We start from the raw sequence: 20896 nt of genomic DNA, 5'->3' as shown, positions 1-20896 counted from the left end.
CGCGTGCGCCGCCGCCTGACCGTCGTCTTCCTCGTGCCGTTGATCATCGTGCTCGTCGCACTCGGCGGCGTGACCGGGTGGAGCGCGGCACGCAGCGTCCAGCAGTCGTTCTATGCCGAGCAGCTCGGCGACCTCGGGTACTTCGCGACGAGCGCCCGACAGGCGCTGCGCTCCGGGAGTCCGGCGGTGATGGACGCCGAGGTCCGTCGCTTCCAGGAGGTCTACGGAATCGAGGTGACCGTGTTCGATCTCACCGGCAGCCCCTGGGCGGCCGGTGACCACGGAGACGCGGTGCTGTCGGAGGAGGATGCGCAGCGGGTGCGGCTGGCGCTCTCCGGTCGCCGCGCCGAGCAACCGACGTCCTCCCCGTGGGTCGTGTCCGATGCGGCGCTGGTGGAACCCGTGTTCGACGACGGCGATGTGATCGGTGCGGTGCTCGTCAGGGGCGGCACGGACACCCCGCAGACCGTCATCCTGCGGCAGACGCTCGTGCTCGCACTCATCGTCGTGCTGCTCAGCGCGCTCGGCATCCTCTTGGTCGCGGGGCTCGCGCGCTGGGTGCTCTCGCCGGTGCGCCGTCTCGACGAGGCGATGGCGGCGATCGAGCGGGGGGAGATGGACGCCCGGGTGGCCGAAGGCACCGGCCCGCCCGAGCTGCGGCGCATGACGCGGGTGTTCAACGGCATGGCCGATGAGATCGAGCGCGTCATGACGAGACAGCAGGAGTTCGCGCTGAACGCCTCGCACGAGCTGCGGAATCCGCTCAACGCGCTGTTGCTGCGCGTCGAGCACCTCGCGACGGGGCTGGGACGCGAGTGGGACCACGACGTGGAGGAGACCAGGGAAGAGGGCCGGCGGATGACCCGCATCCTGGAGACCCTCCTCGGACTCGCCCGCGGCGGTCGCACCGACTCCACGATGTCGGCGGTCGATCTCGCCGCCGTCGCCGGCCGCCGGGTCGAGGCCTGGCAGGAGGTGGCGGCGCAGCGGGCCATCGTGCTGCGCCGGACGGGGGAGTCGTCGGTCATAACGATCACCGACCGCACCATCGTGGAGAGCGCGCTCGATGCCGCGATCGACAACGCGGTGAAGTACTCGCCGGAGGGCTCGTCCATCGAGGTCGGTGCGCAGCGCGCGGGCGACGAATGCCAGCTCACCGTGCGCGACCACGGTCCCGGGCTGTCACCGGAGGATGCGTCGTCGGCGGCGGACCGCTTCTGGCGGAGCGCGGACAGCGGCGACATGCCGGGAACCGGTCTGGGGCTGGCGATCGCGACCGACCTCCTCGCGACGGTCGGGGGCGAGCTGCGGGTGCGCGGCGCCGACGGCGGCGGGCTCCTCGTAGCCCTCGTCCTCCCCGCGGAGGCGGCAGCGTGAGCGGGCGGGGCCGGCGTGTCGTCGCCGGGATGCTCGCGCTCGTGGCGGCGGTCGCGTTGAGCGCGTGCAGTCCGCGTTCCGAGGACTGGACGCAGACCGTCGCCGTGCTCGCCGCGGGCAGCCCCACCGGTGTGTACCACGACTACGGCAGCCACCTCGCGACAGAGCTGTCGCGTGAGCTCGACGTCGACCTCACGGCGGAGGTGACGGCGGGATCGGTGGACAACCTGTTGCGCGTGAGCGCGGGGGAGGCGCTCCTCGGCTTCGCGCAGGGCGATGCGGCCGCCGATGCCGTGGCGGGGACGGGCGCCTTCGCCGAGCCGCTGGATGTGCAGGCGGTCGCCCGCCTCTACGACGAGTACCTGCAGATCGTCGTGCGGGACGACTCGGCCGTCGAAGACCTCGCGGACCTCGCCGGACGGACGATCTCCCTCGGCGCGGAGAACTCGGGCGTGAACGTGATCGCCACGCGCGTGCTCCACGCGGCCGGCGTCGCGGCCGAGGCGGTCGACGACCCGCAGCTCGACCTCGGCGGGTCGATCGCCGCGATGGAGCGGGGCGAGATCGACGGCTTCTTCTGGGTGGGCGGGCTGCCGACACCTGGCATCGCGGACCTCGCGGAGACCATCGACGTGCGCCTGCTCCCGGTCGAGCAGGACTGGGTGAACGCGGTCAACGAGCGGTACTCCCACGCGTATCGGCCCGCCGACGTGCCTGCAGGCACCTACGGCCTCGATGCCTCTGTGACGACGTTGGCGGTGCCGAACTACCTCGTCACCGCCGGCAGCACCCCGCCCGGCGTGGTGCACGATCTCGTCGCGGGCCTGTTCGCGGCGCGTACCTCGCTCGCGGCCGACGTACCGGCGGCGGCGCTGCTGGACCGCCGGTCGGCGATCTTCACCGGGCCGGTGCCCCTGCACCCCGGCGCGGAGCAGTACTACCGCGATCTGCGCCGGTGACCGGCGCCCCCTCAAGAAATCCTCAAGATCCCTGACAGCCGTACGCCGGCTCTGCCAGGGTGAGGTCGATCGCACACGATCGGACACCTGCTGCCTGCTGTCGCTGGGAGCGTGGCAGCAGGGCGATCCCGCGGCCCGAGGGGGCGGGCCGTGGGGTGCCCCTGCGAGGATGCATTGGCGCCGCGATCAGGTGATTACGAACGTGTAAACCTCACCGTGGTGCCTGGAACCGCGCGCATCGCGTGGCTAGTTTGGAGAAATGATGACCTCTGAAACCCCGCTCGTCGTCGTCGAGAACGTCCAGAAGCACTACGGCGAGTTCCAGGCGCTCAGCGACATCGACCTCACCGTCAACGCGGGGGAGGTCGTCGTCGTGATCGGCCCCTCCGGCTCGGGCAAGTCGACGCTCTGCCGCACGATCAACCGCCTGGAGACCATCACCAGCGGCTCGATCCGCATCGACGGCAAGGAGCTGCCCGCGGAAGGCAAGGCTCTCGCGCACCTGCGGGCCGACGTCGGCATGGTCTTCCAGTCCTTCAACCTCTTCGCGCACCTCACGATCCTCGAGAACGTGACGCTCGGCCCGATCAAGGTCCGCGGACTCAAGAAGTCCGACGCCGAGGCGGAGGCCATGATGCTCCTCAAGCGCGTCGGCGTCGCGCAGCAGGCGAACAAGCTCCCCGCGCAGCTCTCCGGCGGCCAGCAGCAGCGCGTCGCGATCGCGCGGGCCCTGGCCATGCAGCCGAAGGTCATGCTCTTCGACGAGCCGACCAGCGCGCTCGACCCCGAGATGATCAACGAGGTCCTCGACGTCATGGTCGAGCTCGCCCAGGAGGGCATGACGATGATCGTCGTCACCCACGAGATGGGCTTCGCCCGCAAGGCGGCCGACCGGGTCGTCTTCATGGCGGACGGCCGGATCGTCGAGGAGGCCAAGCCCGAGGAGTTCTTCACGAACCCGAAGAGCGACCGCGCCAAGGACTTCCTCTCGAAGCTCCTCACGCACTGACTTCCCCAGACCCCGCACCCACAGCACAGCACATGAAGGAGACGCACATGCGACGTACACGGACACTGGCCGGATTCGGGATCGCCACGGTGGCGCTGCTCGCGCTCACGGCCTGCAACAGCGGCACGCCGTCGAGCACCGGCACCTCGGGCAGCGACGAGGGCGACGCCTCGAGCAGCACGCCCTGGACCGTCGAGGAGGACGTCACGATCGAGGGGAGCCCCACGTTCGACCGCATCTCCTCGTCGGGCACCGTCAAGGTGGGCGTCAAGGAGGACCAGCCCGGTCTCGGCTACCTCGACCCCGTGACGAACGAGCGCACCGGCTTCGACGTCGACATCGCCCGCTGGATGGCGGCATCCCTCGGTGTCGACCCCGAGAAGATCGAGTTCCAGGCGATCGCCTCCGCGAACCGCGAGCAGGCCATCGTCAACGGTGACATCGACTACTACGTCGGCACCTACTCGATCACGGACAAGCGCAAGGAGCAGATCGCCTTCGCCGGTCCCTACTTCGTCACCGGCCAGGGCCTCCTCGTCGCCGCCGACAGTGACATCGCGAGCGTCGACGACCTGGACTCCTCGACGACGGTCTGCTCGGCGACGGGTTCGACGCCGATTCAGAACATCAAGGAGAACTACCCCGAGGTGAAGACGAAGGAGTACGACACGTACTCCAAGTGCGTCGAGGACCTCAAGAACGGTCAGGTCGACGCGGTCACCACTGACGAGGCCTTCCTCATCGGCTACGCGGCGCAGGACCCCGACAACCTCAAGGTCGTCGGCGAGCCGTTCAGCGAGGAGCGCTACGGCATCGGTGTGGCGAAGGGCGACGACGCACTCGTCGAGTACTTCAACACGCAGCTCACCGACGGCGGCGACATCTGGCAGCAGATCTTCGACAACAACCTCGGCGCCTCCGGTGTGAAGGCCGAGCAGCCCGAGGTCGACCCGGTCGGTTGATCTCTCCGGGGGCGGTCGGTCCGACCGGCCGCCCCCGTCCTCCTCGGCGTCGATCTGACGCGGAAACGAACCGAAAGGCACAGCAGTGGGAGTGATCTCGGACCACCTCGACCTCTGGGGTGAAGCGCTGTGGGGAACCATCGCGCTGTTCCTCGGCGGTGGCCTCATCGCCGTGGTGCTCGGACTCATCGTCGGAGCGGCCCGCGTGTCCCCGGTCCCGATCGCGCGCGGCGTGGGCGCCGTGTACGTGAACTGGATCCGGAACACCCCGCTCACGCTGGTGATGTTCTTCTTCGCGTTCTGCCTTCCGATCCTGCTGGGGGAGCGGGTCAACTCCCTGCTGCTGGCCACGATCGCGCTCGGCATCTACACCGCCACGTACGTCGCGGAGGCGATCCGCGCCGGCATCAACACGGTGCCGGTCGGACAGGCGGAGGCGGCACGCGCCATCGGCCTCAACTTCGGCCAGGTCATGCGCTTCGTCGTGCTGCCCCAGGCCACGCGGTCCGTGGTCCCGCCGCTCATGAGCGTGCTGATCGCCCTCATGAAGAACACCACGGTGGCCGCCGGCTTCTCGGTGGTCAACCTCGGCACGATCCGGGCGGCACTCAGCGAGCGGGGCGAGAACGCCCTCGTCGTGCTGCTCTGGGTGATGGTCATCTTCGTCGTGCTCGTGCTGCTCCTGAGCTGGGTGCAGCGCGTGCTCGAGAACAAGTGGAGGATCGCGCGATGAGTTCCGTCCTGTTTGACGTCCCGGGCCCCCGCGCGGTCGCCCGCAACCGGATCATCGGTGCCGTCACGATCCTCGTCGTCCTCGCCGTGCTCGGCTGGGTGGTCTGGCGCCTGTACGCCACCGGCCAGTTCTCCGCGGAGAAGTGGAACATCTTCACCTACTCGGCGGTCTGGGTGCGGTTCGGGGAGGGCCTGCTCAGCACGCTCTCCGCCTTCGCCGTCGCCGGTGTCGGCTCGCTGGTCCTCGGTTTCGTCCTCGGCATCGGCCGCCTCTCCGAGCACGCCTGGGTGCGCGAACCGGTGCGGTGGATCATCGAGATCATGCGGGCGATCCCCGTCCTGATCCTCATGATGCTGCTGTACTACGGCCTCCCGGTCATCGGCATCCGGATGCCCCCGTACTACGCGGTGGTCATCGCGCTCATCGTCTACAACGGCTCCGTGCTCGCGGAGGTACTCCGTGCCGGGATCGAGTCGCTGCCGCGCGGACAGAAGGAGGCTGGCTACGCGATCGGCCTGCGCAAGACCGGGGTCATGTACTTCATCCTCATCCCGCAGGCCGTCCGGGCGATGATGCCCGTGATCATCGCGCAGCTCGTGGTGGCCCTGAAGGACACCGCGCTCGGCTTCATCATCACGTACCAGGAGCTGCTGTACGTCATCAACCAGATCGGCAACCAGGCGCCCTACGGGTCGCCGCTGATCCCCGCCGCGATCGTCGGCGGCTCGATGTACGTCGCGGTCTGTCTGGTGCTCTCCTACATCGCCTACCGCCTGCAGCGCCGGGCCAAGCGCTCGGCCAAGGCCGGACCGGACGAGGCGGACCCTCGTCAGCACGATGGCGAGACGAACACGTCGCTCATCGTGGCGCAGCGAGGGCTGGGCAAGTTCGACGCCAACAGCTCTGGCGCTCACGGCCTCTGAGCCGCTACCGGCGCGGGACGCCCGTCCCGCGCCGGTAGACTCGACTCCCGTGTCAGAGTCTCCGGAAATCACCCCCGAAGCGGTCGAAGCCGCTGTCGCCGACGCCCTCGCGGCGATCGAGGCGGCCGCCGACACCGCCGCGCTGAAAGCCGCCCGTGCGGCGCACGTCGCGGAGGGATCGCCGCTCGCGGTCCTGAACGCCTCGATGCGCCAGGTCGCCCCCGAGAACAAGGCCGCGTTCGGCAAGCTCGTCGGTCAGGGCCGCGGTCGCGTCAACCAGGCGCTCGCGGCGAAGGAGGCCGAGCTGGCCGCCGCCGAGGTCGCCGCGCGGCTCGAGGCCGAGCGCGTCGACATCACCGCCGTCCCGTCGCGGACGCGCGTGGGCGCCCGGCACCCGCTCGCTCTCCTGCAGGACCACGTCGAGGACATCTTCGTCGGCATGGGGTGGGAGATCGCGGAGGGGCCGGAGCTCGAGCACGAGTGGTTCAACTTCGACGCCCTGAACTTCGACGTCGATCACCCCGCCCGTCAGGAGCAGGACACCTTCTACGTCGACCCGACCTCGCGCCACCTCGTCATGCGTACGCACACGAGCCCGGTGCAGGTGCGGTCGATGCTGAACCGCGAGGTCCCCATCTACGTGCTGTGCCCGGGCCGCGTGTACCGCACCGACGAGTTCGACGCGACGCACCTCCCGGTCTTCACACAGTTCGAGGGCCTGGTCGTCGACAAGGGCATCACGATGGCGCACCTCAAGGGCACGCTCGACCACTTCGCGAAGCAGCTCTTCGGCCCGGAGGCCAAGACGCGCTTCCGCACGAACTACTTCCCCTTCACCGAGCCCTCCGCCGAGCTCGACCTGTGGCACCCGACCTTCAAGGGCGGCGCGCGCTGGATCGAGTGGGGCGGCTGCGGCATGGTCAACCCGAACGTGCTGCGCGCGGCCGGGATCGACCCGGAGGTGTACAGCGGCTTCGCGTTCGGCATGGGCATCGAGCGGGGCCTGATGTTCCGCAGCGATGTGCAGGACATGCGCGACATGGCCGAGGGCGATGTCCGTTTCAGCGAGCAGTACGGGATGGTGGTGTGATGCGCGTCCCGCTTTCGTGGCTGCGTGAGTACGTCGATCTGGCAGCGGATGCCACGCCCGAGGACGTCCTCGCGGCGCTGGTGACCGTCGGCTTCGAAGAGGAGGACGTGCACCGCTTCGACATCACGGGTCCCGTGGTCGTCGGCGAGGTCGTCTCGCTCGAGCCGGAGCCCCAGTCCAACGGCAAGACCATCAACTGGTGCCAGGTCGACGTCGGTCCCGAGCACGGCGGCGTCCGTGGGATCGTCTGCGGCGCGCACAACTTCGGCGTCGGAGACAAGGTCGTCGTGACCCTGCCCGGCGCCGTCCTTCCCGGGCCGTTCCCCATCGCCGCCCGCAAGACCTACGGTCACGTGTCGGACGGCATGATCGCCTCCGCGCGCGAGCTGGGTCTCGGCGACGAGCACAACGGCATCGTCGTGCTGAGCGACCTCGGGATCGATGCGCCGGTGGGCACCGACGCGATCGCGCTCCTCGGCCTCGACGACGTCGCGGTGGAGATCAACGTCACGCCGGACCGCGGCTACGCGTTCTCGGTGCGCGGCGTCGCCCGTGAGTACGCCCACGCCACGGGGGCGGCCTTCCGCGACCCCGCCGAGCGCGACTTCGCCGAGCTGCAGCCCGGTTCCGGACACACGGCCGTGGTGGACGACCAGGCGCCGGTGCGCGGCAAGGTCGGCGTGAGCGAGTTCGTCACCCGGGTCGTGCGCGACGTCGATCCGTCGCGGCCCACCCCGCCGTGGATGATCGCGCGCCTGAGCCTCGCCGGCATGCGGTCGCTGGGTGTGCTCATCGACATCACGAACTACGTCATGCTCGAGCTCGGCCAGCCGCTGCACGGCTACGACCTCGACAAGCTCACGGGCGGCATCACCGTCCGGCGCGCGACGCCGGGGGAGAAGATGACGACGCTCGACGGCGTGGAGCGGAAGCTGCACGTCGAAGACCTCCTCATCACCGACGATTCCGGTCCGATCGGCCTCGCCGGTGTCATGGGCGGCGGCACCACCGAGATGAGCGACACCACGCGGAACGTGCTCATCGAGGCGGCGACCTTCGACGCGACGACCATCGCCCGCACGGCCCGCCGGCACAAGCTCCCGAGCGAGGCGTCCAAGCGCTTCGAGCGCGGCGTCGACCCGCTGATCCCCTTCGTCGCAGCCCGACGCGCGGCCGACCTCATGGTCGAGCTCGCCGGTGGCACGCTCACGGAGGAGGGTGGCGCGCTCTTCGCCGAGGTCTTCGTCGCCGAGATCGAGCTCCCGCGCGGTTTCGTGCAGGGACTGATCGGCGTCGACTACACCGACGACGAGATCACCGGGGCGCTCACGACGATCGGGGCGGAGGTCAGCCCTTCGACAGGCTCAGGGACCCAGGCGGACGGCGAAGGGACCCAGGGTGACTCCGGGTGGACGGTCATCCCGCCGACCTGGCGCCCCGACCTCACCGACAAGTGGACGCTCGCCGAGGAGGTCGCCCGCATCCACGGGCTCGACCGCATCCCCGCGGTGCTGCCGACGCCGCCGTCCGGCCGCGGCCTCACGGCCCACCAGCAGGGGCGTCGCCGCGTGGTGAACGCTCTCGCCGCCGCAGGATTCGTCGAGACCCCGGCGTTCCCGTTCACGACCGAGGCGCAGAACGATCTGCACGGCTCCGCGTCCGGTGAGCACCTGCCCGGCATCCGCCTCGCGAACCCGCTCGACGGGCAGGTGCCGTTCCTGCGGCGCTCGCTCATCCCCGGTCTGCTGCAGACCGCGCACCGCAACATCTCGCGCGGGCTCACCGATCTGGCGCTGTTCGAGACGGGCGCCGTGTTCGTCCCTGAGCCCGGCGTGCAGTACGGCACCGCCGAGGTCCCGCCGCTGGGTGTCCGGCCGTCTGATGAGGTGCTCGCCGCGCTCGACGCCTCCATCCCCCCGCAGGAGCGCCACGTCGCGGTGCTGCTGACCGGCAACGTGTCGCCGCGTCAGCCGGGGCGTGCGGCCGAGGCCGCCGGACTCGTCGAGGCGCTCGACGCGGTCCGCGTGATCGGGGCCGCCGCGGGCATCGAGATCGACGTCGTGCAGACGCAGCGCGCCGCGCTCCACCCCGGACGTACCGGTGCGCTGGTCGCCGGCGGCGAGGAGATCGGCTACGTCGGCGAGCTGCATCCCGCCGTCGCCGAGGAGGCCGACCTGCCGGGTCGCGCCACCGTGCTGGAGCTGGACCTCGACCGGCTGCTCACGCTCGCCGGAGGACGCATCGTGGCGGCATCGCTCTCCACGTTCCCGGCCGCGACGCAGGACGTCTCGCTCACGCTCCCGGCCGAGGTACCGGCAGGCGAGGTCCGCGCTGCTCTCGCCGAGGGCGCGGGTGCCCTGCTGGAGTCCGTCCGGCTGGTGGACGACTACCGCGGCGAGGGTGTGCCCGAGGGATCGAAGTCGCTGACGTTCGCGCTACGCTTCCGCGCCGACGACCGCACGCTCACGGCCGCGGAGGCCTCCGAGGCGAAGATGGCGGGCGTCGCCGTCGCCGCGGACCGCTTCGGCGCCGCCCTCCGCGACTGATCACGATGCCGCGCGGCTTCCTGGAGGCCGCGCGGCATCAGGCGCTCGCGCGGCATCAGGCGACAGCAGTGCCGGTGGCCTGTACTCGCGTGATGGCCTGGGTTCGCGTGGTCGGCTGCGCTCGCGTGAGGGCCTGTGATCGCGTGAGGGCCTGTGATCGCGTGAGGGCCTGTGATCGCGTGAGGGCCTGTCCTGCTCCGCTCTGAGCGGAGGCCCTTCCCCCGAGTCGTCGATCCTGATGACATGGGCACATGACGGATGTGCTGATCCTCGGGGGAACCGGATGGCTGTCGGGGCGCATCGCCGCGCACGCGTTGGGAGCGGGAGCGTCCGTGACCTGCCTCGCCCGCGGCGGACGCCCGGCGCCGCCGGGAGCGACCCTCGTGCTGGCGGACCGGGATGAGGAGGCCGCCTACGACGTCGTCTCGCGCACCGATTGGGATCACGTCGTCGACGTCTCCTCCCGCGCCGCTCATGTCTCCGGGGCGGTTCGTGCGCTCGGCGACCGGGCCGCCCGGTGGACGTACATCTCGTCGATGTCGGTCTACCGCGACGACGAGACGGTCGGGACGGACGAGTCGGCCCCGCGGCACCCAGCCGCGCAGGCCGGTGAAGATGACGACTACGCGCGGCAGAAGGTCGCGGCGGAGGACGCCGTGCAGGCGAGCCTCGGCGACCGCGCGCTCCTCGTCCGTCCCGGCCTCATCGTCGGCGCCGGCGACCCCAGCGATCGCTTCGGCTACTGGGCGGCGGCGTTCCTCCGGGCGCTGGACGAGCCGGTGCTGCTCCCGCCCCTCGACGGGCGCACGGCGCAGGTCATCGACGTCGAGGATGTCGCCGCCTTCGTCGTGTCGGCCACCGTCACCGGTACCGTGAACGCGATCGGCGACGTGCGCGAGCTGGACGACGTGCTGCGGACCGTGCGCGCGGCCACCGGACACACCGGGCCGCTCGTCGTCGGCACGGAGGAGCGTCTCGTCGCGGAGGGTGTCGCGTACTGGGCGGGGCCGCGCTCGCTGCCGCTGTGGCTGCCACCCGAGATGAGCGGATTCATGACCCGCTCGAACGCGCGGTATCGCCGCAGCGGAGGCACCCTCCGCCCCCTCGACGAGACGGCGGAAAGCGTCGTGGCGGACGAGCGCGATCGGGGCGTGGACAGGGAGCGCCGCGCCGGACTCACGCGGACGGAGGAGCGGGCGCTGCTCGACGCCTTCGCTCGCTAGACTGCGAGGCAGTGACACGGGGTGCCGCATCCGCGGCTGAGATCACACCCGTCGAACCTGATCTAGTTCGTACTAGCGAAGGGATGTCGCAATGAGCGATCCTGTGCGTCCGCAATCCGTCCTCGACCTCGCCGCCACGGCGGGAAGGCTGCGGGAGGAGGTCCGGGCTGCGCCGCCGTTGACGCACTGCGTCACGAACGCCGTCGTGACGGGCTTCACCGCCAACGTGCTGCTGGCGCTCGGGGCGGCGCCGGCCATGGTCGACATCGTCGGCGAGACCGAGCCGTTCGCCGCTGCCGCCTCGGGGCTCCTCGTCAATCTCGGGACGCCGACCCCGGAGCAGCGGGAGGCGAGCAGGGAGGCCGTGGCCGGAGCGCGCGCCGCCGGCACGCCGTGGGTGCTCGACCCCGTCGCGATCGGCACCCTCCCGGTGCGGACGGCGCTGGCCCACGAGCTGGTCGCGCGGCGCCCGACAGCCATCCGCGGCAACGCGTCGGAGATCCTCGCGCTGGCCGGACACAGCAGCGGCGGCCGCGGTGTCGACGCGACGGACGGGACCGAGGCGGCGGCAGCGGCGGCGCGGGAGCTCGCCGTCCGGCACGGTTCCGTGGTCGCCGTCTCCGGCCCGGTCGACCTCCTCACCGACGGGGAGCGCGTGATCCGCATCGCGAATGGGCACGAGCTGCTCACGCGGGTGACCGGCGGCGGCTGCGCGCTGGGCGCGGTGATGGCGGCCTTCCTCGGAGCGGCCCGCGGTACCGAGACCGACGCGCTGACGGCGGTGGCCGCGGCGACCCTCGTCTACACGGTCGCGGCCGAGCAGGCGGCGGAGACCTCCCGCGGACCGGGCAGCTTCGCCGTCGGACTGCTCGACGCCCTGTCCGCCGTGACCCCGGCGGATCTCCAGGCCCGCGCCCGCGTCGAGGAGGAGGCCCGATGACCGTCGACCTGTCCCTCTACCTCGTCACCGATCGGTCGCTGTGCGGTGCTCGTGGGGTGGTCGAGACCGTCCGCGAGGCCGTGGCGGGTGGGGTCCGCATCGTGCAGCTCCGCGACAAGGAGGCGACGGACGAGGAGACGGTCGACCAGCTCCTTGCCCTGTCCGTGGCCATCGACGGCCGCGCCCTGCTCGTCGTGAACGATCGCCTCGATGCGGCCGTCGAGGCCCGTCGTCGCGGCGCCAGGGTCGACGGCGTACACCTCGGCCAGGCGGACGCCTCGGTGCTCCGCGCGCGCGAACTTCTCGGCCCCGAGGCGCTGATCGGGCTCACGGCGAACACCGCTGCCCATCTCGATGCCGTGAACGCGCTGCCGCCGGGGACGGTCGACTACCTCGGCGTCGGCGTGATCCGGCCCACGCGCACGAAGCCCGACCATCCGGACCCGCTCGGCATCGACGGCTTCGCCGCGTTCGCCGCGCGCAGTGCGCTGCCGTGCGTCGCCATCGGCGGGGTGGACCTCGACGACACGGCGGCGCTGCGCGCGGCCGGTGCGGCCGGGATCGCGGTGGTCTCGGCGCTGTGCGCGGCAGAGGATCCCCGGGCCGCCGCCGCGGCCTTCCGTCGGCGGTGGCTCGGGCGGGCGGTGCCGCACGTGCTCAGCATCGCCGGCAGCGATCCGTCCGGCGGCGCGGGCATCCAGGCCGACCTCAAGGCGATCGCCGCGCACGGGGGCTACGGCATGGCCGCCCTCACGGCCCTGACCGCCCAGAACACGCAGGGCGTCCGCGCCGTGCACGTTCCGCCCGCGGACTTCCTGCGGGCGCAGCTCGACGCCGTCGGCGACGACATCCGCATCGACGCCGTGAAGATCGGCATGCTCGCGGACGTCGAGGTGATCCGGACGGTCGCCGCGTGGCTCCGGGCGACGCAGCCCCCGATCGTCGTGCTCGACCCGGTCATGATCGCCACCTCGGGGGACCGGCTGCTCCAGCCCGACGCGGAGCGGGAGCTCCGGGATCTGCTGTCCCTGGCGACCGTGGTCACCCCGAACCTCGCGGAGCTGGCGGTGCTCGTCGGTCGCGAGGTGGCGGACTGGGCGGACGCGCTCGCCGCGGCGCGAGAGCTGTCGGCCGATACGGGGACCGCGGTGCTGGTGAAGGGCGGGCATCTGCCCGGGGACGAGGCGCCGGACGCCCTGATCGACACGGCAGCCGGTACGCACGCGGAGTTCTCCGGGCCGCGCATCCGGACGGAGAACACCCACGGCACCGGCTGCTCGCTGTCCGCGGCTCTGGCCACACGACTGGCGAGGGGCGACGATCCGGCGACGGCGGTCCGCGCCGCGCGCGCCTGGTTGCGGGAGTCCCTCCGCGCGGCGGACGACCTGGACGTCGGGCGAGGACACGGCCCGATCCATCATCTGGCGGGACTCTGGGCCCGCGGCGGAGCCGAGACCCGGCCGACACCGGAGGAGGTCGCCGCGGCCTGGTGGGACGAGACCGCCGCGATCCGCCGCGACATCGACGCGCTGCCCTTCGTGCGCGCGCTCGCCGAGGGGACTCTCGACCGTGACGCCTTCGTCTTCTACCTCGCGCAGGATGCCCTCTACCTCCGCGAGTACGCGCGTGTGCTCGCGGAGGCGTCGCGTCTCGCTCCGACCCCCGACGAGCAGGCGTTCTGGGCGGAGGCCGCGCACGGCGCGATCCGCGGCGAGCTGGAGCTGCACGCGGCATGGCTGACCCCGGAGACCGGGGTGAGCGCCGCGACCTTCGCCACCGAACCCGCCCCGGCCACGGTCGCCTACCTCGACCACCTGCGCGCCGTCGCCTTCGGCGGGGACTACGCCACGGTGATCGCGGCCGTGCTGCCGTGCTTCTGGCTCTACACCGACCTGGGCGAGCGGCTCCATGCCGGAGCGTTCGGCGCGGCGCCCCGTGACCCCCGGCATCCCTACGCATCGTGGCTGGCGACCTACGCGGATCCGGCTTTCGCGGCGGCCACCCGGCAGGCCGTCGCGCATGTCGCCGCCGCGGCCGCGAGGGCCGACCACACCGGCCGAGAGCGGATGCGGCGCGCCTTCCTCGCATCGAGCGCGCACGAACGGGCCTTCTTCGCCGCACCGGTCGCGCACGCTGTCGTGTGACGCCCCGGATTTGCGGTGCCGAACACGCCCGCGCTATCGTCGCCGCATGCCTTCGGTCGCCACCGCTCCTTCGACGCTCGTCCCGAGCGTCATCGCCGTGCGCCGACGTCGCGGCCGCCGATTCTAGGCGACCCCGCCCTTCTGCCTGCGTCCGCGCGGCGGTCGAGTGCCGGTGTCGCCGCCTCCGGCCCCGCCCCCGGTCCCGAGATCGTCGAGGACCCGACCGTTAAGGTAGAAGCATGACGTATTCCGTCGCCGTCTCCGGCGCCTCCGGCTACGCAGGCGGCGAGATCCTGCGCCTCCTGGCCGCTCACCCCGACGTCGAGATCCGCACCGTCACGGCGCACTCGAACGCGGGACAGCCCCTCGTCGCCCATCAGCCGCACCTCCGTTCACTCGCCCACCTGACGCTGCAGGACACCACACCCGAGGTCCTCGCCGGACACGACATCGTGTTCCTGGCACTCCCGCACGGCCAGTCCGGGCAGTACACGGACGCCCTCGGCGACACCGCGCTGGTGATCGACGCGGGAGCCGACCACCGGCTCACCTCGTCGGCGGAGTGGGACGCGTTCTACGGCGGGTCCTTCCATGAGCCGTGGACGTACGGCGTGCCCGAGCTCCTCGTCGGAGGGGGCAAGCAGCGGGACGCGCTCCGCAGCGCGACCCGGATCGCCGCACCGGGCTGCAACGCCTCCACGGTGAGCCTCAGCCTCGCCCCCGGTGTCGCGACCGGCGTGATCGACCCGGGCGACATCGTCTCCGTCCTGGCCGTCGGCCCGTCCGGGGCGGGCAAGAGCCTGAAGACGAACCTCCTCGCCAGCGAGATCCTCGGCTCCGCGAACCCCTATGCCGTCGGCGGCACGCACCGCCACATCCCGGAGATCCGACAGGCGCTCGCTGCCGCCCGCCCTTCGACAGGCTCAGGGACCCAGGGAGCACGGACCCAGGGAGCAGGGACCCAGGGAGCAGGGACCCAGGGAGCAGGGACCCAGGACATCCGGATCTCGTTCACTCCGGTGCTCGTGCCGATGTCGCGCGGCATCCTCGCCACGTCCACGGCGCCGATCGCCGAGGGTGTGAGCGACGCCGAGATCCGTCAGGCGTGGGAGAGCGCCTACGGCGACGAGACCTTCGTCCAGCTGCTGCCGGAGGGAACCTTCCCGCGCACCGCCGACGTGCTCGGCGCGAACACGGCCCTCCTCGGCCTCGCGATCGACCGCGCCGCGAACCGCGTGACCGTGGTCACCGCCGTCGACAACCTCGTCAAGGGCACCGCCGGAGCTGCCGTCCAGTCCATGAACATCGCGCTGGGGCTTCCCGAGACCCGCGCCCTCTCAGTGAACGGAGTCGCCCCGTGAGCGTCACCGCCCCCGCAGGATTCGAGGCGGCCGGGGTCGCCGCCGGACTCAAGTCCACCGGCAAGCCCGATGTCGCCGTCGTGGTCAACCGCGGCCCCCGCAAGGTCGGCGCCGCCGTCTTCACGAGCAACCGCGCCAAGGCCAACCCCATCATCTGGTCGCAGCAGGCCGTCGCGGACCGCGTGGTCGAGGCCGTCGTCCTCAACTCCGGCGGTGCGAACTGCTTCACCGGCAGCTTCGGGTTCCAGACCACGCATCAGACCGCCGAGAAGGCGGCCGAGCTGCTCGGCATCAGTGCGGGTGACGTGCTCGTCTGCTCCACGGGACTCATCGGGACGGGGGATGCGGTCTTCCGCGAGAAGGTCCTCGCGGGCACCGCGCAGGCGATCACCGAGCTGACCGCGGACGGAGGGGAGAGCGCCGCGCACGCCATCATGACCACGGACACCGTCGCGAAGACCGCTGTGGTGACCCGCGACGGCTGGACGATCGGCGGCATGGCGAAGGGCGCGGGCATGCTCGCCCCTGGTCTGGCGACGATGCTCGTGGTGCTCACCACCGACGCCGTGCTCGAACCGCTCCAGGCCGACGAGGCGCTGCGTCGGGCGACGGGACGCACGTTCGACCGCCTCGACTCCGACGGCTGCATGTCGACCAACGACCAGGTGACGCTGCTCGCCAACGGCGCCTCCGAGGTCGTCCCCGACCTCGACGACTTCGCCGAGGCGCTCACCGCGCTCTGCCAGGAGCTCGCGGTCAAGCTGCAGGGCGACGCGGAGGGCGCGAGCCACGACATCACGATCGAGGTGCAGCACGCCGTCTCCGAGCAGGACGCCGTCGAGGTCGGCCGCTCGGTCGCCCGCAACAACCTGTTCAAGGCCGCCATCTTCGGCAACGACCCGAACTGGGGCCGCGTCCTCGCGGCGATCGGCACGACGGCCGCGCAGTTCGACCCCTACGACGTCGACGTGTGGATGAACGGCGTCCGCGTCTGCACCGCCGGCGGGCCGGACCGCCCCCGCGAGGAGGTCGACCTGACCCCGCGGGCCACGCACCTGATGATCGACCTCAAGGTCGGAGAGGCCACCGCCACGGTGCTGACGAACGACCTCACCCACGACTACGTGCACGAGAACAGCGCCTACGCCTCATGACCGACATCCAGGACACCACGCCGGACATCGCGGCGCAGAAGGCGACCACCCTCATCGAGTCGCTGCCGTGGCTGAAGAAGTTCCGCGACCAGATCGTCGTCGTCAAGTACGGCGGGAACGCCATGGTCTCGGACGAGCTGCAGGAGGCCTTCGCCCAGGACATCGCGTACCTCCGCTACGTCGGTGTGCAGCCCGTGGTCGTGCACGGCGGCGGGCCGCAGATCTCCGACATGCTGCAGCGGCTGGAGATCCCCAGCGAGTTCAAGGGCGGGTACCGCGTCACCAACACCGAGGCCATCGGCGTCGTGCGGATGGTCCTCACCGGCCAGGTGAACCCGCAGCTCGTCTCGAAGATCAACTCGCACGGCCCCATCGCCACCGGGCTCAGCGGCGAGGACGCCGGGCTCTTCGGCGGCCGCCGTCGCGGTGTGATGATCGACGGCGAGGAGGTGGACCTCGGCCGCGTGGGCGACGTGGTCCAGGTCGACCCGACGCCGGTGCTCGACCATCTCGCCGCAGGGCGGATCCCGGTCGTGTCGAGCATCGCGCCCGACCTCGACCACCCGGGGCAGTCGCTCAACGTCAACGCGGATGCCGCGGCCGCCGCGCTCGCCGTGGCCCTCGGCGCGCGCAAGCTCGTCATCCTCACCGACGTGCCGGGGCTGTACGCCGACTGGCCCAACCGGGACTCGCTCGTGTCGCACCTGACGTCGGACGCGCTCGTCGAGATGCTTCCGCGCCTCGAGTCGGGGATGATCCCGAAGATGCGCGCATGCCTCGATGCGGTCGAGGGCGGCGTCGACGCGGCGGCGATCATCGACGGACGGGTGCCGCACTCGGTGCTCGTCGAACTGTTCACCAGCAAGGGAATCGGGACCGAAGTGGTCCTGGGAGAGAAAGGGGCGACGGCATGACCGTCTGGCAGGACGACGCGGCACGTGATCTCGTGCTCAACGCGGGGGAGCGCCTCGCGCTGCTGACCCGCGGTGAGGGCTCGTACCTGTGGGACGCCGAAGACCGACGCTACCTCGACTTCCTCGCCGGCATCGCGGTGACCTCCCTCGGGCACGCGCACCCGGTATTCGTCGAGGCGGTGTCCCGGCAGGCCGCCACCCTCGCGCACGTCTCCAACTACTTCGCGACTCCGCCGCAGCTCGCGCTCGCCGCCCGGCTCAAGCGCCTCGCCGGCGCGGGGATCGACGGTCGCGTGTTCTTCTCGAACTCCGGAGCCGAGGCCAACGAGGCCGCGTTCAAGCTCGCCCGGCTGCACGGCGGCGCGGAGCGTCCGCGCATCCTCGCACTGGAGAACGGCTTCCACGGCCGGACGATGGGCTCGCTCGCGCTCACGGCCAAGGAGTCGATGCGCGCGCCGTTCGCTCCGATGCCCGGAGGCGTGGAGCACATCCCGGCCACGATCGAAGCGCTGGAGGCCGCGATGGACGACCGGGTCGCCGCCGTCATCGTGGAGCCGATCCAGGGTGAAGCCGGCGTCGTCGAGCTGCCCGAGGGCTACCTCGCCGCGGCACGCTCGCTGACCCTCGCGCACGGCGCCCTGCTCATCGTCGACGAGATCCAGACGGGCGCGGGCCGGACCGGCGCCTGGTTCGGATTCAGCCACGAGGGCATCACGCCCGACGCCATCACGCTCGCGAAGGGCATCGGCGGCGGATTCCCGATCGGCGCCCTCGTCACCTACGGGCCCGCGAGCGCCCTGTTCACACCCGGTTCGCACGGCTCCACGTTCGGCGGCAACCCGCTCGCGACGGCCGTGGCGGACGCGGTGCTGGCCGAGATCGAGCGCGCCGACCTCGTCGACAACGCTGCGCGCCGTGGCGCCGAGCTGCGGGACATCATCCTCGGCATCGACTCCCCGCTGGTCGGCGGCGTCCGCGGCCGTGGACTCCTCGTGGGCGTCGCGCTCACGCAGCCCGTGGCGGGCGCGGTGGTCGCCGCCGCACAGGACCGCGGTCTCATCGTCAACGCCGCCAACCCCGAGACCGTGCGCGTCGCGCCGGCTCTCACCATCGGCGACACGGAGCTGGCGGAGTTCCGCGAGCTGTTCGCCGCCGCTCTCTCCGACGTCCACACCTCCGCCACCGGAAAGGTCCCCGCATGACCCGCCACCTGCTGCGCGACGACGATCTGACGCCCGCCGAGCAGGCGGAGATCCTCGATCTCGCGCTCGAGCTCAAGAAGGATCGCTGGGCCGACAAGAGCCTCGCCGGCCCGCAGACCGTCGCCGTGATCTTCGACAAGTCGTCCACCCGGACGCGCGTCTCGTTCGCCGTCGGTATCGCCGACCTCGGCGGCACGCCGCTCATCATCTCCACGGCGAGCAGCCAGCTCGGCGGGAAGGAGACGCCGTCCGACACGGCCCGCGTGCTCGAGCGCCAGGTCGCCGCGATCGTGTGGCGGACCTACGCGCAGTCGGGCCTGGAGGAGATGGCCGCCGGCACCCGGGTCCCCGTGATCAATGCGCTGTCCGACGACTTCCACCCCTGCCAGCTCCTCGCCGACCTGCTGACGATCCGTGAGCACAAGGGCGACCTCAAGGGCCTCACGCTGACGTTCTTCGGCGACGGCCAGAGCAACATGGCGCACTCCTACGCGCTCGCGGGCGTCACGGCCGGCATGCACGTGCGCATCGCCTCGCCGGAGGACTACGCGCCGCGCGCCGACGTGATCGAAGCGGCCGACCGCCGCGCCGGGGAGACCGGCGGATCGATCACGCTCTTCACCGACCCGGTCGAGGCGGCCGCCGGTGCCGACGTCGTCGTCACCGACACCTGGGTGTCGATGGGCAAGGAGGAGGAGAAGCTCGCGCGGATCCGCGACCTCGGCGGCTACAAGGTCACACCGGAGACGATGGAGCTCGCGCACGACGACGCGATCTTCATCCACTGTCTCCCCGCCGACCGCGGCTACGAGGTGGACTCCGCGGTCATCGACGGTCCGCAGAGCGTGGTCTGGGACGAGGCGGAGAACCGCCTGCACGCCCAGAAGGCCCTGCTGGTCTGGCTCCTCGGGAAGAAGTACGCGTGATGGCCGGCTCGCACGAAGGCACCAACGAGGGCGCGCTCTGGGGCGCGCGGTTCGCCACCGGTCCGTCGCCGGAGCTCGTCGAGCTGAGCCGGTCGACACACTTCGACTGGATCCTGGCGCCGTACGACATCGCGGGTTCCCACGCCCATGCCACGGCGCTGGCCGCCGCGGGGTACCTGGAGCCGGATGAGGCCGCCCGGATGCACGAGGGCCTCGACGCCGTCGCGCGCAAGGTCGCCGACGGCTCCCTGCAGCCGCTGCCCACCGACGAGGACGTGCACGGCGCGCTCGAGCAGGCGCTGATCGCCGAGCTGGGTCCGGAGCTGGGCGGACGCCTCCGCGCCGGCCGCAGCCGGAACGACCAGATCGCCACGCTCGTGCGGATGTACCTGATCGACCACGCCCGGGTGATCGCGCGCGACCTGCTGCGCGTGATCGATGCGCTCGTGGCGCAGGCGGAGGCGCATCCCGACGCGATTCTGCCCGGCCGCACGCACCTGCAGCACGCACAGCCGGTGCTGCTCGCCCATCACCTCCAGGCCCACGCCTGGCCGCTGGTGCGCGAGCTCGAACGCCTCGTCGACTGGCGTCGTCGCGCTGGTGTCTCGCCGTACGGCGGGGGAGCGCTCGCGGGGTCGACCCTGGGCCTGGATCCCGCGCTCGTCGCGACCGAACTGGGTCTCGACCGCCCCGCGGAGAACTCCCTCGACGGCACCGCCGCGCGGGACGTCGTGGCGGAGTTCGCGTTCATCGCGGCGATGACGGGGGTCGACCTCTCCCGCCTGTCCGAGGAGATCATCCTCTGGAACACGCGGGAGTTCGGCTTCGTCACCCTCGACGACGGCTACTCCACGGGATCCAGCATCATGCCGCAGAAGAAGAACCCGGACATCGCCGAGCTCGCGCGCGGCAAGTCCGGGCGTCTCATCGGCAACTTGTCCGGTCTCCTGGCAACGCTCAAGGGCCTGCCCCTCGCGTACAACCGCGATCTGCAGGAGGACAAGGAGCCGGTGTTCGACTCGGTGCAGACGCTCGAGGTCGTGCTGCCGGCGTTCGCCGGGATGATTGCGACGCTGCGTTTCCACACGGAGCGGATGGCCGAGCTCGCTCCCCAGGGGTTCTCCCTGGCGACGGATGTCGCCGAGTGGCTGGTGAAGCGGCGCGTGCCGTTCCGCGATGCCCATGAGATCTCCGGCGCGCTCGTCCGTGCCTGCGAGGAGCAGGGGATCGGGCTGGAGGACGCTTCCGACGAGCTGCTGCTGTCGGTGTCTCCGCACCTCGTCCCCGAGGTCCGGGAGGTGCTCACGATCGAGGGCTCCGTCGCGTCGCGCACGGGCGTCGGCGGCACCGCTCCGGAGCGGGTGGCCGAGCAGCGCGCGGAGCTCGTCGCGCGCGCGCAGGCAGCCGCGCACGCGCTCGGCCTGTAGCCGGTC

At 71.5% G+C, this 20896-nt stretch carries 17 protein-coding genes and 1 riboswitch; all 17 genes read left to right on the top strand.

Features of this window, described 5'->3' with window-relative positions:
* Positions 1-3: 3 nt before the first annotated feature.
* The 17 genes from C6C15_RS11340 (at position 4) to argH (ending at position 20890) form a co-directional block, all read left to right on the top strand.
* Positions 4-1377 carry a sensor histidine kinase gene (locus tag C6C15_RS11340; RefSeq protein WP_105950147.1) on the top strand — a complete coding sequence of 458 codons (1374 nt, stop codon included), beginning with the start codon at positions 4-6 and terminating at the stop codon, positions 1375-1377.
* The gene (locus C6C15_RS11335; protein WP_234024133.1) at positions 1374-2336 is read left to right on the top strand and encodes a TAXI family TRAP transporter solute-binding subunit; all 963 of its coding nucleotides are present in this window, start codon (positions 1374-1376) and stop codon (positions 2334-2336) included. Before C6C15_RS11340 ends, C6C15_RS11335 begins: the two co-directional genes overlap by 4 nt.
* 262 nt (positions 2337-2598) lie before the next feature.
* On the top strand, positions 2599-3345 hold the full coding sequence (locus C6C15_RS11330) for an amino acid ABC transporter ATP-binding protein (RefSeq protein WP_025105274.1): 747 nt from the start codon (positions 2599-2601) through the stop codon (positions 3343-3345).
* 47 nt (positions 3346-3392) lie between these two features.
* Positions 3393-4307, top strand: a complete 915-nt coding sequence (locus C6C15_RS11325) for a glutamate ABC transporter substrate-binding protein (RefSeq protein WP_105950146.1) — start codon at positions 3393-3395, stop codon at positions 4305-4307.
* Positions 4308-4392: 85 nt separating this feature from the next.
* The gene (locus C6C15_RS11320; protein WP_062636670.1) at positions 4393-5040 is read left to right on the top strand and encodes an amino acid ABC transporter permease; all 648 of its coding nucleotides are present in this window, start codon (positions 4393-4395) and stop codon (positions 5038-5040) included.
* Positions 5037-5963 carry an amino acid ABC transporter permease gene (locus tag C6C15_RS11315; protein ID WP_105950812.1) on the top strand — a complete coding sequence of 309 codons (927 nt, stop codon included), beginning with the start codon at positions 5037-5039 and terminating at the stop codon, positions 5961-5963. Before C6C15_RS11320 ends, C6C15_RS11315 begins: the two co-directional genes overlap by 4 nt.
* 49 nt (positions 5964-6012) lie before the next feature.
* Positions 6013-7053 (top strand): phenylalanine--tRNA ligase subunit alpha, encoded by a 1041-nt coding sequence (gene pheS / locus C6C15_RS11310; protein WP_083370885.1) that lies wholly within the window; start codon positions 6013-6015, stop codon positions 7051-7053.
* The gene (gene pheT / locus C6C15_RS11305) at positions 7053-9599 is read left to right on the top strand and encodes a phenylalanine--tRNA ligase subunit beta (RefSeq protein ID WP_105950145.1); all 2547 of its coding nucleotides are present in this window, start codon (positions 7053-7055) and stop codon (positions 9597-9599) included. Before pheS ends, pheT begins: the two co-directional genes overlap by 1 nt.
* A 251-nt stretch (positions 9600-9850) precedes the next feature.
* A complete protein-coding gene (locus C6C15_RS11300; protein ID WP_105950144.1) occupies positions 9851-10822 on the top strand; it encodes an NAD-dependent epimerase/dehydratase family protein in 972 nt (323 codons plus the stop codon).
* A 7-nt stretch (positions 10823-10829) separates the two neighbouring features.
* A riboswitch (TPP riboswitch) is annotated at positions 10830-10923 on the top strand.
* Positions 10914-11762 carry a hydroxyethylthiazole kinase gene (gene thiM / locus C6C15_RS11295; protein WP_105950143.1) on the top strand — a complete coding sequence of 283 codons (849 nt, stop codon included), beginning with the start codon at positions 10914-10916 and terminating at the stop codon, positions 11760-11762. (Overlaps the previous riboswitch by 10 nt.)
* Entirely contained in the window at positions 11759-13906 is a 2148-nt protein-coding gene (locus tag C6C15_RS11290) for a bifunctional hydroxymethylpyrimidine kinase/phosphomethylpyrimidine kinase (RefSeq protein WP_105950142.1), read from the top strand. The genes thiM and C6C15_RS11290 overlap by 4 nt, the downstream gene beginning before the upstream one ends.
* A 239-nt stretch (positions 13907-14145) precedes the next feature.
* Positions 14146-15267 carry an N-acetyl-gamma-glutamyl-phosphate reductase gene (locus tag C6C15_RS11285; protein ID WP_105950141.1) on the top strand — a complete coding sequence of 374 codons (1122 nt, stop codon included), beginning with the start codon at positions 14146-14148 and terminating at the stop codon, positions 15265-15267.
* Positions 15264-16421, top strand: a complete 1158-nt coding sequence (gene argJ / locus C6C15_RS11280) for a bifunctional glutamate N-acetyltransferase/amino-acid acetyltransferase ArgJ (protein ID WP_105950140.1) — start codon at positions 15264-15266, stop codon at positions 16419-16421. Before C6C15_RS11285 ends, argJ begins: the two co-directional genes overlap by 4 nt.
* The gene (gene argB / locus C6C15_RS11275) at positions 16418-17335 is read left to right on the top strand and encodes an acetylglutamate kinase (RefSeq protein WP_025105262.1); all 918 of its coding nucleotides are present in this window, start codon (positions 16418-16420) and stop codon (positions 17333-17335) included. Before argJ ends, argB begins: the two co-directional genes overlap by 4 nt.
* Positions 17332-18537, top strand: a complete 1206-nt coding sequence (locus C6C15_RS11270) for an acetylornithine transaminase (RefSeq protein ID WP_060923305.1) — start codon at positions 17332-17334, stop codon at positions 18535-18537. Before argB ends, C6C15_RS11270 begins: the two co-directional genes overlap by 4 nt.
* A complete protein-coding gene (gene argF / locus C6C15_RS11265; protein ID WP_105950139.1) occupies positions 18534-19463 on the top strand; it encodes an ornithine carbamoyltransferase in 930 nt (309 codons plus the stop codon). The genes C6C15_RS11270 and argF overlap by 4 nt, the downstream gene beginning before the upstream one ends.
* Positions 19463-20890, top strand: a complete 1428-nt coding sequence (gene argH / locus C6C15_RS11260; protein WP_083370882.1) for an argininosuccinate lyase — start codon at positions 19463-19465, stop codon at positions 20888-20890. Before argF ends, argH begins: the two co-directional genes overlap by 1 nt.
* The last annotated feature ends 6 nt before the right edge of the window (positions 20891-20896 follow it).

This window comes from Microbacterium sp. str. 'China', assembly GCF_002993305.1.
In the GTDB taxonomy this organism is placed as follows: domain Bacteria; phylum Actinomycetota; class Actinomycetes; order Actinomycetales; family Microbacteriaceae; genus Microbacterium; species Microbacterium paraoxydans.
This window is presented reverse-complemented; position numbering and strand designations above follow the sequence as displayed.

Excerpts from the sequence above, each read along its gene's own strand:
- C6C15_RS11330 (WP_025105274.1), top strand. The coding sequence starts at position 2,599 with ATGACCTCTGAAACCCCGCTCGTCGTCGTCGAGAACGTCCAGAAGCAC.
- C6C15_RS11325 (WP_105950146.1), top strand. The coding sequence starts at position 3,393 with ATGCGACGTACACGGACACTGGCCGGATTCGGGATCGCCACGGTGGCG.
- C6C15_RS11315 (WP_105950812.1), top strand. The coding sequence starts at position 5,037 with ATGAGTTCCGTCCTGTTTGACGTCCCGGGCCCCCGCGCGGTCGCCCGC.
- pheT (WP_105950145.1), top strand. The coding sequence starts at position 7,053 with ATGCGCGTCCCGCTTTCGTGGCTGCGTGAGTACGTCGATCTGGCAGCG.
- C6C15_RS11300 (WP_105950144.1), top strand. The coding sequence starts at position 9,851 with ATGACGGATGTGCTGATCCTCGGGGGAACCGGATGGCTGTCGGGGCGC.
- thiM (WP_105950143.1), top strand. The coding sequence starts at position 10,914 with ATGAGCGATCCTGTGCGTCCGCAATCCGTCCTCGACCTCGCCGCCACG.
- C6C15_RS11290 (WP_105950142.1), top strand. The coding sequence starts at position 11,759 with ATGACCGTCGACCTGTCCCTCTACCTCGTCACCGATCGGTCGCTGTGC.
- C6C15_RS11285 (WP_105950141.1), top strand. The coding sequence starts at position 14,146 with ATGACGTATTCCGTCGCCGTCTCCGGCGCCTCCGGCTACGCAGGCGGC.
- argB (WP_025105262.1), top strand. The coding sequence starts at position 16,418 with ATGACCGACATCCAGGACACCACGCCGGACATCGCGGCGCAGAAGGCG.
- C6C15_RS11270 (WP_060923305.1), top strand. The coding sequence starts at position 17,332 with ATGACCGTCTGGCAGGACGACGCGGCACGTGATCTCGTGCTCAACGCG.
- argF (WP_105950139.1), top strand. The coding sequence starts at position 18,534 with ATGACCCGCCACCTGCTGCGCGACGACGATCTGACGCCCGCCGAGCAG.
- argH (WP_083370882.1), top strand. The coding sequence starts at position 19,463 with ATGGCCGGCTCGCACGAAGGCACCAACGAGGGCGCGCTCTGGGGCGCG.